The following is a 12039-nucleotide window of genomic DNA, read 5'->3' on the forward strand; positions in this document are numbered from 1 at the left end:
AACTCCGTCCAATCGCTGAAAAATAAAATTGCCAACAAGCTCATATCACACCCTCTTCCACCGTATCGGGATCAACATCCACTAGCGGTTCCATTGCACTTAGGGCACCGGCAACATCTGCCAGTCTCGGAGAGGCGAATAAACGTCTGAGGGGAAGCAGCAAGCGGTGTTGCTGTTTTAAGCGGTCGATAAACCGGGTGGCCAATAAACTATCGCCACCCAATTCAAAGAAATTTTGATCGCGGTTTATCGCTGGCAGGTTAAGAAGTTCCTGCCAGATCAGTGCTACCAGACGCTCGTTATCTGTTGCCAGCTCAGCCGCCTTGTCCTGTTGCGGTTTTTCCACCGCATGCACGAGCTTTAATACTGAAGCCCGATCCAATTTGCCGTTTGCACTTAGGGGCATTTCCGGCAAAGTCACTATGAAATCCGGGACCATATAGGAAGGCAGGTGACAGCGAAGATACTCGCGCAAGTCATCAGTACTAAAAGTTGAAGGACATTCAGGTTTGAGCACAACGGCAGCGACCAGCTGTTGTTCTTCTGTGGTCAACACCAGCGCGCGCTGCACAAACATCTGACGATTAAATACCGTTTCAATTTCACCCAGCTCTATGCGATGGCCACGGACCTTCACCTGGCTATCGGCGCGCCCCAAAAATTCCAGGCATCCATTCGGCCAGTAGCGTCCAAGATCCCCTGTGCGATACCAACGCTCACCATCGACTGTAACAAAGCGCGCTTCGGTCAATTCGGGCGCCCCGCGATAGCCCATGGCGACACCCTCACCACCGATCCACAGCTCTCCCGTTGTCCAGTCAGGGCAGTCGCGGCCTTGGGTATCCATCACCCTGAATTTCTGGTTGGCCAGGGGGTATCCGTATGGGATCGAGTGCCAGCTTGGGTCGACTTCTACAACTTCAAAACTGTTAGACCAAATAGAAGCTTCAGTGGCGCCACCCAGTGCAATAAAACAGCAATCGGGCTGTACTTGTTTTAAGCGCTGGGGTAAATCCAGGCCAATCCAATCGCCGGAATTTAATACCAAACGCAAATTGCCAGGCGGTGTAGCGGCACCGACAGTGAGTAACATATCCAGTAGCGCCGGTACCGTATTCCAGATGGTGATGCCGTAGTGACATACCCGTTGATGCCAGCACTCGGCATCCCGCCGGTCCTCCTCATCAATCAATACCAGCGCACCACCGACCGATAGCAGTCCGAAGATGTCGTAAACAGAGAGGTCAAAATCCAGGGCTGAAATGGCCAATACACGATCATTTTTATCAACAGAGAAGCGTTCGTTGATATCCGCAATGGTATTCCAGGCAGCACCGTGACTGATCTCGACGCCCTTGGGTTCGCCCGTGGAGCCGGAAGTGAAAATGATATAAGCCAGTTGCTTGGGTTCTGTTGCAATAGGCTTATCTATAGGAGCGAACTGTTCGGCCTGTTGAATTGCACTTTGGTCGAGTACCACTTTTACATCGGCACGGCGCAACATTGACTCGCGCCTTGCCTGCGGTTGATCGATACCGACAGGTAAGTAAGCGGCTCCCGCTGCGAGTACTCCCAGAACAGCGGCAATCTGGTCGGGCCCTTTCGGCAGGTTGACGGCCACCACCTCGGCAGATGAAACCTGACTTTCCAATAACCAGGCAGCGATACGTAAAGCACGCTCTGCCAGGACGCCATAACTCAGGGAATTATCGTCCCCCCAATACAAGGCGATATTCTCAGGGTTCGCTTTTGCTTGCTGGAAAAATCGCTGCGACAAATTATCCGTTGGGTCAATCGCGGTACGCTTTTCAAGCTGGGTTCTCAGTTCCCGTTGAGCACTGGGTAATAAATCAGGCGGTGTGGAATCCCATTCAGCGTCACCCGCCCATTGGAGCAAGCCGATATAGGCCTGGAACATTTCCGCGCACATCCCCTCTGGGAAAAGCGCTTCGACAACATCCCAATTTAAGAAAACGCCACCCTCGACTTCGACCACTTGGTGATCCAGCCAGACTTGCGGTGTTTGTGTCAGGGCCCAGATAGGTTTCCGCAGAGGCCCATCCTCCGGTGCCGCTGTGCCACCGGGAATACCCAGGGCACTGGTGAAGACCACGGGCATTGTGGCTTCCGCATCGCTCTGTCGGCGGGCTAATTCCCGCATCAGGCTAACACTGGAAATATCGCGATGTTCCAGGGCCGCGCCAACTTCCCCTTGTATTTTTTTCGCTCTCACCAACCAGCTGTCACCGGCCTCTGGCCGGTAACCCACCAGTGTCAGGGAGGTGAAATCCCCCATCACCCGATAGATATCCGGATGGACTTCACGGCGATCGAACAAGGTAAGGTTAAGGCTCAGGTCGGGGCGACTGCTCCAGCGGCTAAGCACTTCGGCAAAAGCGGTTAGAAGCAGACTTGACGGCGTGATTCCCTGCTCAGCCGCGCGTGCAACCAGGTTTTGCCAGGTCCCTTTATCAATATGCTGTTGATGACGCACAAAGTGCGGGCGCTCAATGGATGCCGGCTCCCGCACAATGGGCAGCTGGGGCGCGGGAGGCAGCTCCGATAATTTGTTCTGCCAAAATGTTTTTGCGGCAGCCAGGGGACCTTCTGGAAGATCACTATCAAATACGACGGTCGTTTGTGGCAATACATTGCGCACATAGTCGCGGAAAGAGAGTTCGATAGAAGGTAGATCAGTATCGGGGCTCTGATAGAGGATATTTAACTCACGATAAAACAGCAGAATACTGAAAGCATCGAGAATCAAATTATCCAAACCGATAGCCAATCGGGTATTGCGGCCACACCGCACAGCACGGACATCAAACAGTGGCCACCGGCTTGGCTCAAACACCTGCTCAGCGCACTCCTGTCGAAGTTGCGCAAAATCAGAAGTTGGATCGCTGTCTACCTCTGTAACATCAATGGAAAATCTCGGCACATCGGCAAGGATGCGCTGACGCCCCTCGCTGTCGAATACAGCCCGCAGCATTTCATGGCGGGCAATCATAGCGTTTAGCGCAGATTCCAAGCGCTCCAGATCGAGATCAACAACGTCATATTCGCGATAAAAATGACAACCGATACCACCCAAAACAAATTCGGGGTCCCTTCCCAGCCAATAGGCCCGTTGGACATCGGTAGGTTCAAAAGCGGCGTACCGATTGGCCTTATCCGATTGCCAGGGTGTAGAAGCAATTTCGGTAGTGCCTTTATTTGGCTGTAGGTTCTCAGGTAGGTCTTGAACTAATGTCGCAGCAAAGTCGGCCAGGCTGGGCTGGCTAAATAATTCCGACAGTGTGACACCTTCAAAGCCAGACTCGCGCAGGTCTCGCACAACACGGGTTGCTAACAGGGAGTCACCCCCAAGTGCGAAGAAGTTATCGTCCCGCGCTATATCGGTAACATCGAGGAATTTGCACCAGGCGGCAGCCACCTGCTGCTCTAATTTACCTTGCGGTGGGTTCTGCTTTGCCTGGTGCTGCGACAGGGATTCATCGGCAAACTGCTGTAAACCGCCGCGATCAATTTTGCCATTGGCGGTAAGCGGTATTTCAGCGAGACAGCAAAGCTCACTGGGCAACATGGCGCTGGTCAATCGTTGACTCAGGAACTCCCGCAAATCGTTCAAAGGTTCCTGCAACTGCTGCAAATCAACAAAGCACTTTTCTGAATTTATATTCCCTTGCGATAATTTGGATTCCAGAACGACAACCGCAACCACACCTCGCTGAGTCAGCAGTGCGACCGCTTGCGCAATCCCTTTGTGCGCAGTCAGTGCCGCTTCAATCTCACCGAGTTCAATGCGGTGTCCGCGCACCTTGACCTGGTTATCGGCGCGGCCCAAAAACTCCAGGCACCCGTTCGGCCAGTAGCGGCCCAAGTCTCCGGTGCGGTACCAGCGCTTACCTTCATCTGTCACAAAACGGGCTGCGGTGATACCGGGAGCACCGCGATACCCCAAGGCAACGCCAGCACCACCGATCCACAACTCCCCTGTCACCCAGTTGGGGCAATCACGCCCCTGGGCATCCACCACTCTGAATTGCTGGTTGGCCAAAGGGTAACCATAGGGAATAGATCGCCAAGAGGAATCAACTTCTTTGACTTCAAAATTGTTCGACCAAATAGAAGCTTCGGTGGCGCCGCCCAAAGCGATAAAGCGGCAACCTGGGTTAACTCGTTTTAACCGTTCCGGCAGGTCGAGGCTGATCCAGTCGCCAGAAATTAATACCAGGCGCAGCTCTCCAGCTGGGGTATTACCACCCGTAGTCAGCAGCATATCCAAAAGCGCCGGCACCGTATTCCACACAGTAACGCCATGCTGGCACACCAGCTGATGCCAGCGCTCAGCATCCCGCCGGGACTCCTCTTCAACCAATACCAATGCACCGCCGGCGGACAAGAGCCCAAAAATATCGTAAACGGAAAGGTCGAAATCCAATGCTGATACGGCGAGCACTCGATCATTTTCGTTAACCAAAAAGCGCGTGTTAATGTCCGCTATTGTGTTCCAGGCACTCCCGTGACTAATTTCTACGCCCTTGGGTTCACCGGTAGAGCCGGAGGTGAAAATGGTATAGGCGAGATCTTTGGCCTCTCCCACGACAGGCTTGGATAAAGGCGCGACACCGGAGAGCACAGACAAGTTATCTATAACCAGCTTGGCTCCAGCAAGCTTTATCACGCGCTCTCTACGCAACGGTGGCTGGTCTATACCCAGCGGCAGATAAGCCGCTCCTGCCGCTAATACGCCCAAGGCTGCAATAATCTGCTCCGGTCCCTTGGGTAATAAAATACCGACCAAATCACCGGGCTCAACACCTTGAAGCTGTAAATACGCGGCCATCGCCAAAGCACTGCGGGCCAACTCCCCGTAACGGATTTGATCACCGCTCCAATAGAGAGCCACTGCTTCTGGGCAGTTTTTGGCATTGCTAAAAAAATGTTCGTGTAATTGGTGAGGCTGGTATGGCTTGGCTGTGGAATTTACCTGCTGGCGCTGCTGCTTTTGTTCCGCTGGCAGCAGCGATGGTATCGGCTGGGCCCAGAATTCCGGGCTACCGATCAGGCATTCCAATAACTGCGTAAAGGCGGCAAACATGCCATCCAGGACGCCGGGAGCAAAAGCAGCTTCTCGCGCATCCCAGTTTACGGACAGGCCACCTTTGAGTTCCATAACCTGTACGTCCAGCCACACTTGTGGTCCTTGGGAGATAATCCAATTGACATCTCCAAAGGCACTGCGAACTGACTCGCCAAATAATTCTCCCAACCCAAGCGCACTGGTAAAGACAACCGGCGCAAACACCGTTTGTCCCTGTTGCCTGCTGAGGTCACGCAGCACCTCTACGCCGGAATAACTCCCGTGCGCTACATCCTGACGGAAGTTATCTTGTAAACGCTGTGCACGCTCAACGAAGGTCCCACTCTGGCTGCCCTGCCAGGCAAGCAAGATCGAAGAAGTAAAGTCTCCTACCAGGGAGTTGACATCCCGGTGCAGAGATTCCCGGTCGAACAGGGGGAGATTCAGCAGGAAGTCTGACTCTTCGCTATAGACCGTAAGCACTTCGGCAAGCGCCGCTGCCAGGGTCATGGACAAAGTAATTCCGTGACGGCTCGCAAGTTCCGCTAGCTGGTTTTTCTGGTCAGCAGACAAGCTATAGTGACGCCGAACAACTCGACGAGTGTCTTTAGACTCAGTACCTATCGCAGTGGGTAATTGAGGAGCGCCGGGCAAATCTGCCAGGCGATCCTGCCAGTGTTCTTTGGCCTGCTGCTTCTCAGCTCGGCGCTCTTCCTTTGAGTGAAGAGCGCTGCGGTCAGCCTGGTAGCGCGGATAACTGTAATTCAACGGAACCAGAGACTGCTCTGGTTCCAGATAGAGCTTGGCCAAGTCATTCAGTAACACGCGCAGACTAAAGGCATCTGCAGCTACCATATCCAGATTAATATGCAAGCGTGTGCCGCCAGCTTTTAATTCCGCAGGTAACAATGAGAGCTGTACATCAAAAACCTCGCCCTGCGATATATCCAGCTGCCGATGGGAGAGTTGCTCCCTAACAGCGATAAGACTCTGCTCCGCTTCTGCGGCAGCCTGATGCCTGAAATCATGAACCTTTAAACCGGGCCAGCTCACTTCTGCGGGAATCTGCTGTCGACCATCATCGAGGATTTGAACACGCAGCATCCCATGCCGCTCGAATAGGGAGCGCACAGCCTGTTCCAATCGATCAGGTACTACATCCTGGCCATCAAACTCATGATAAAAGTGTGCGGCAACGCCCCCTAAATATTGATTCGGGTCTCGTCCAATCCAATAGGCATGTTGCATCGGTGCCAAATCAAAGGGAGTGCCTTCATCAAAGGCTCCCGGCACAGATAAATGTTCACTGGTACTTTCTTCAGTTCCAGTAGCCAACTGAGGTAGAGAAAGCCAGGCTCCCAATTGAGGCACTGCAATAAGATCAGCAAATTTTACTTTGATCTTTTTCTGCCTTAATTGGCCAGCTATCTTCATGATTTGTACTGAGTTGAGCCCCAGTGCAATTAAGTCATCCTGCGGATTAATGCCATTAATATCGGCATCAATAGCCTGACAAACTAAATCCTTTAACAAACTGGCCGGACTGATTGGCTCTGATTTATTCTGCGGCTTCGGCGACAAGAGATACGCTCCTTATTGCGTCTCGGATAACACGCATTTTGATACAACTTTCACGATACTCGTGGGTAGGAAGGGAAGCCTCAACCAGGCCACAACCGGCAAATAGTGTTACCTTGCCCGGAGTAATAAGTGCAGAACGCAGCGCAACAGCAAACTCCCCTTCCCCCTCGGCATTGAGCCAACCAACAGGTCCGGCATACCAACCGCGATCCAGGTCTTCATTTTCACGGATATACTTCAGTGCTTTTTTCCTCGGCAGGCCTCCCACCGCAGCACTGGGGTGTAAATCCGATAAGATATCCAACAGATTTACGCCATCTTTCACCAATCCCTCTAGAGGCGTCAGCAAATGCTGAATTTGCTTTAATTTACAGAGTTGGGGCGGTTCTGGTTCCGCTACGCTGTGGCAGTATTTGCGCAAAATAGAAAGGAGATGTTGGACAACCAGGTCGTGTTCAAATCGGTCCTTATCGCTGTCAAGCAGAGATATCCCCAATTTATAATCAGTTGCCGGGTTTTTTCCCCGAGGTGCGCTACCGGCCAAAGCAACTGTGCTAATACGCCCGTCTTTACCAGCCGCTAAGCGCTCAGGCGAAGCCCCAAGAAAGCAACTTTTTCCGCGGGAAAAGGCAAATAAATAGGCATCGGGGTAAGATTCTTGTAAATATCCGAGAATACTTCCCGGGCAGCAATCCGCGCTCAGTGATTCAGAACGAGCGAGAACTACTTTTTGAAATTCGTTGCGCTTGATTGATTCGACCGCGCCTACTACACGCTGCTGCCAAGCCATTTGGCCTGCATAATTTTGGCTAAAATCAGACTCCACCGAAAACAAATTGTCATTCGCAGAAAAGTCAGAGCTACGAGACAAAATATGCTGCCACCGCGCCTTCAGCCGCTCCGCAGCCTGATTGCATTCTGTTTGATCGGTAACGATAAAATTCATTACCAGATAACTGCGATCCCCTTCACAGTAAAGGGCCAACTCAGGCAACGTAAGCGCCCCTGCGGGAAAGTCTTGCCACAAGGATGAGGAATCTTTTTGGCTATCAAAAGCAAACCCACCACACAAAACCGGCCGATGCCCCCCGCTTACCACAGCGGAGGACATCAATTTTTGCCAATTGGCTTGGATTTCAGACCAAGATTCCCCTGGGGCACAACTAAATTCACAGGCAGAGCCAAAGGTCACAGCATATTCATCTCTAGAGGGCACACCCCACAGAGACGCGAACCTTTCATGCTGATAGCCGGAGGCAAACAACCCTATTGGGTTGCGTCTATGACATGGAGATGAAAAAGATGCCAGAACCTCTGGCTGTCCCTGGCTTACCCTGGACTTCGCTTCCTGCAAACAGGCTTCCAGGCCAGCATATTTAGAGCGGCCCTTCATACACCTTCCTCAACTGGCAAGCCGCGCTCAGCGCGCCAATGCAGCTTTTGCTGATTGATAAACCAGTGAATAATCCCGGTAAAAAGCTGCTCTATATAATCTGCGGAAAGTTGTTCTTTCTCAGCCCAACGACGGCGGTCAATCAACATCTCCGCAACCCGGTCTGGAGCAGGAATACTCGTTTCATCCGGCTTGAACTGGGCTGCTGACAAAACATACCCCATACGCCGCTGCAACAGCCTGATGATCTCGCGATCAATGGAATCGATACCTTGGCGGATCTCATTCAGATTTTCACACTCCATTGGTAGCTTCGTTGCTTGCATAGAAACTCCATCACCTAAGCTGTTCATCTTCCCATCGATAATGAAACGTTATAACATATCATTTGCGAAATCAACGGGATGTTTGTTTTGGATTTGGGCGTCAGGGTGGAGAGAGTGTGTGCTACTTGTTACTAAAGAGAAATAATTCGAACATCATCAAAAATAATGATCCCGGATTAATCGAGGCAGAGATCCGCTATCTATTGAACGATGGAGAATATAGGGCCGCTCAACAACCCTATTCTCCCGACAATTAATTTCGATAGCGTTACAAGAAACAGAAAGATTTTATACGGCCAACTTAACTTTACATGCAGTTAGGCCAAGCGGAGCTTCTGAACAATATGGCCAACCACCAGATCGGGACAATCTGACAGATAAAAATGGTTACCTGCGTATTCTTTCAATTGGAACTCACCATTGGTCCACTGCTGCCAACCCCGAGCTTCATCGGTGCTCAACTCAGGATCATCCCGTCCTAGCATCGCGGTGATGGGACAATCTAAAAGTTGGTCCGAGGACATCTTGCTGGTTTCGATCAATCGATAATCCTGGCGTATAGTAGGAAGTAGTAGAGCCCTTAACTCAGGAATTTCCAATAATTCAGGAGAGGTGCCGCCAAGCTCAATGAGTTGTTGGCACAGAGATTCATCACTCAACTGGTGTACGTTTCCACTCTTTTGAAATTGTGGAGCTTCGCGCGCAGAGACAAATATGTGTTCAGGACCGCACAATTTTTCGCGATACAAGGAGAGAGCCAATTCATGAGCAACTGTAGCTCCCATACTGTGCCCAAATACTGCCCAGGGTTTATCGATGACAGGTTTGATAGCCCTACTTAACAAAGCAATTAAAGTTTGCATATTTGTGGGCATAGTTTCATTACAGCGTTGCTCCCTACCCGGTAAACATACGAGAACCAATTCTATGGAATCTGGCAATAATTTCGCCCAGGGCCGATAAAGTGATGCTGTACCACCAGCATGAGGCAAACACAAAAGTCGGATAGCCGCTTTAGGTTGAGGGCGAGGGATTTGTAGCCAAGCGCCGGACATAGATTTATCTCAATAAGAAATTTGAAGCCGTGAATACTAACTGTTAATTCTTAATTTAGAAATCTGAAGAAGATTCAAAAAAACACTCCCCTGCTCCACCCAAACATTTCAGGAGACCAGCATGGAAAATAATTTACTTAATGGTTACACGCCTCACCCAAAGGAACTAGAGGATTTCTATCAGCAACAAGGAATTTGGGATAACCAACCTATTTGGGAGCTGATCACACGTAATGCGAAAAACTTTCCCAATCAATGCGCAGTTCGGGACCTATCGGATCAATTAACTTATGCTGAATTGGTTAATGAGGCCGATAGCATTGCTGCAGGCCTGGTGGAACAAGGCTACAAAGTTGGGGAGCGGGCAATACTCCAGTGGAGCAATCAGGTCAGTTTTATTACAACCCTGCTCGGCTTATTTCGAGCGGGACTGGTTCCTGTACTAGCTTTGCCTGCGCATCGCCAAAATGAAATATGCCATTTTGCACAGGTCTCGGGTGCCAGTATCTATATCACTTCAGGAGCGGAAAGTGATGCAAGCCGTCACAGCATGATAGAACAAATTGCTTCGCAATCTCCGACTTTGCGAGGCATATACAGTTCTGATGAAAATGACACATTCCCCTCCCTGCCCAGAAGAGAATGCCAAGGCTTCACCCCTGTTCCCGTAGACCCCAACGCCCCAGCTCTATTCCTCGTTTCCGGTGGCACTACAGGACTTCCGAAACTTATTCCACGCTCCCACAATGACTATCGCTACAACATTACCTGCGCTACGGCTGCTTGTAATTTAGGAAAAGATGAAATCTATCTGGCAGTACTCCCCGCCGCCCATAATTTTCCATTGGGTTGCCCCGGCATTCTGGGCACGCTATCCATGGGTGGGCAGGTAATATTCACCAAAGATGCAAGCCCGGACTACTGCTTTGAGCTGATAGAGCGTTACGGCGTAACCGCCACAGCCCTGGTCCCAGCACTGGCTCAAGTCTGGACTGTAGCGACAGAATGGGAAGATGCTGATTTAAGCTCTCTCCGCTTACTTCAAGTTGGTGGCTCAAAGCTGAGTCCAACTGACGCCAATGCTGCGATAGATGCTTTTCCCGGTGCACTACAGCAGGTATTCGGAATGGCCGAAGGGTTGATTTGTTACACCCATCGCGAAGATAACAATGAAACCATCACCAATACTCAAGGAAGACCTATGAGTTCCCTCGATACTCTAAAAGTGGTTGATGAGTACGGGCAGGAAGTGAAAGCCGGAGAAGAAGGAGAACTGCTTACTCGCGGCCCCTATACACTGAGAGGCTATTACCGTGCAGAAGAACATAACCGACGCGCTTTTACCCCAGATGGATTCTATTGCAGCGGGGATCGTGTACGCATTCTGGACAATGGCAATATTGTAGTTACTGGACGACTCAAAGATGTTGTAAATCGGGGCGGGGAAACATTTGCATGTGACGAAATTGAAGAGCATCTACTCGCCCACCCCAGCATCCAACAAGCAGCTATCATCGCTTTGCCAGACCAAGAGATGGGAGAGCAAGTTGGAGCGACTATCGTATGTACGGATAAAGCACCAAGCTTGCAAACGTTGCGCGACTTCTTAACCGAAAGGGGCCTGGCCAGCTTTAAGCTACCTGAGCAGCTTAAAGTGTTATCTCGTCTGCCGGCTACCGCAGTCGGGAAAGTTGATAAGAGGAAGCTCTTAGATCTTATCGATTAGTACTATTTGAGAGATTGAGCACCCATATTCATGAAAGTATGGCTTTAACCCATACTTTCATTTTAAATGAACAAGAAGTATAAATCAGAATATAAAGGATATACCAACTTGCAACACATTAAGGTTCCTTAAATCAAATTCTATATGGTCAAAGTCATTTATATAATACTCCCCCACCTTACCAACATTATGCAGCATGTATTCGGCACTTATACGGAAAGAGTTATTAAAGTTGTATCGCGCACCTAGACCTACATGGAAATAGCTTTTACTGAATTCATTTGACCCATAATAGTTACCACCAGCGTAAAATTCATCCATGGTATATGACCAGTCCAGCTGCGCAAAACTATAGCCCAACAACAAATACATGCAGGACCTGTCGCAATACCAAGATAAATCCAGAGTTCCTGTAATTGAAAATACATCCAAGCGATGTTTCTGATCGACCTGGTATCGCTCAACAACTGTAACTTCGTCATCAATATAATCGATATTTTCTACCGATATCGATCGCCCTAAATTTGTTCTGCCATAGCTAAAGCGAAGTTCAAACGGGTAGCCATTGAAGTCGATCCCGATATCGACGCTGCCCCAAGGCTCACTTCCTGAACTTGAGGTTTTGTAGTAACTATATTCGTAAAAATAATCGTAGTAGAAATATGGGTCATAAAATACCCCTACAGTACGATAATCCTGCTTAACCTCCAGCCTATTAACTCCACCATTCAGTGAAACATATGGACGAAACCCCCACGGGTTTTCTAGACCGCTATAGTCATCGGCTATAGCCTCCATGGAAAAAATAAGTGCTCCCAAAATGACAGCTGAGTGCAGGCGCATAGTAACCTCCTTGTCGCTTCACACAACTC

6 protein-coding genes are annotated in these 12039 nt (G+C 50.2%); 1 reads left to right on the plus strand and 5 read right to left on the minus strand.

Going from position 1 to position 12039, the window contains the following annotated elements; translation table 11 throughout:
- Positions 1–40 precede the first annotated feature (40 nt).
- From ACG1BZ_RS12345 to ACG1BZ_RS12360, 4 genes are all read right to left on the minus strand, one after another.
- A complete protein-coding gene (locus ACG1BZ_RS12345; RefSeq protein ID WP_413662061.1) occupies positions 41–6667 on the minus strand; it encodes an amino acid adenylation domain-containing protein in 6627 nt (2208 codons plus the stop codon).
- Positions 6645–8060, minus strand: coding sequence for an isochorismate synthase (locus ACG1BZ_RS12350; RefSeq protein ID WP_413662062.1), 1416 nt, complete (start codon positions 8058–8060; stop codon positions 6645–6647). Before ACG1BZ_RS12350 ends, ACG1BZ_RS12345 begins: the two co-directional genes overlap by 23 nt.
- A complete protein-coding gene (locus ACG1BZ_RS12355) occupies positions 8057–8386 on the minus strand; it encodes an isochorismate lyase (RefSeq protein ID WP_413662063.1) in 330 nt (109 codons plus the stop codon). The genes ACG1BZ_RS12350 and ACG1BZ_RS12355 overlap by 4 nt, the downstream gene beginning before the upstream one ends.
- 317 nt (positions 8387–8703) lie before the next feature.
- Complete coding sequence (locus ACG1BZ_RS12360) at positions 8704–9441, minus strand: thioesterase II family protein (protein WP_413662064.1); 738 nt, start codon at positions 9439–9441, stop codon at positions 8704–8706.
- A 121-nt stretch (positions 9442–9562) separates the two neighbouring features.
- On the opposite strand from ACG1BZ_RS12360, the gene ACG1BZ_RS12365 reads away from it, so the two are divergent.
- Positions 9563–11167: a (2,3-dihydroxybenzoyl)adenylate synthase gene (locus ACG1BZ_RS12365; protein WP_413662065.1), complete on the plus strand. Its 1605-nt coding sequence runs from the start codon at positions 9563–9565 to the stop codon at positions 11165–11167.
- An 84-nt stretch (positions 11168–11251) separates the two neighbouring features.
- Here ACG1BZ_RS12365 and ACG1BZ_RS12370 read toward each other — a convergent pair whose 3' ends face one another.
- Entirely contained in the window at positions 11252–12010 is a 759-nt protein-coding gene (locus ACG1BZ_RS12370) for a hypothetical protein (protein WP_413662066.1), read from the minus strand.
- Between the last annotated feature and the right edge of the window lie 29 nt (positions 12011–12039).

Source organism: Microbulbifer sp. CNSA002 (genome assembly GCF_047324085.1).
In the GTDB taxonomy this organism is placed as follows: Bacteria; Pseudomonadota; Gammaproteobacteria; order Pseudomonadales; family Cellvibrionaceae; genus Microbulbifer.

Bases quoted from the DNA above. Each gene is read 5' to 3' on its own strand.
- ACG1BZ_RS12350 (WP_413662062.1), bottom strand. From the start codon at position 8,060: ATGAAGGGCCGCTCTAAATATGCTGGCCTGGAAGCCTGTTTGCAGGAA.
- ACG1BZ_RS12355 (WP_413662063.1), bottom strand. From the start codon at position 8,386: ATGCAAGCAACGAAGCTACCAATGGAGTGTGAAAATCTGAATGAGATC.
- ACG1BZ_RS12360 (WP_413662064.1), bottom strand. From the start codon at position 9,441: ATGTCCGGCGCTTGGCTACAAATCCCTCGCCCTCAACCTAAAGCGGCT.
- ACG1BZ_RS12365 (WP_413662065.1), top strand. From the start codon at position 9,563: ATGGAAAATAATTTACTTAATGGTTACACGCCTCACCCAAAGGAACTA.
- ACG1BZ_RS12370 (WP_413662066.1), bottom strand. From the start codon at position 12,010: ATGCGCCTGCACTCAGCTGTCATTTTGGGAGCACTTATTTTTTCCATG.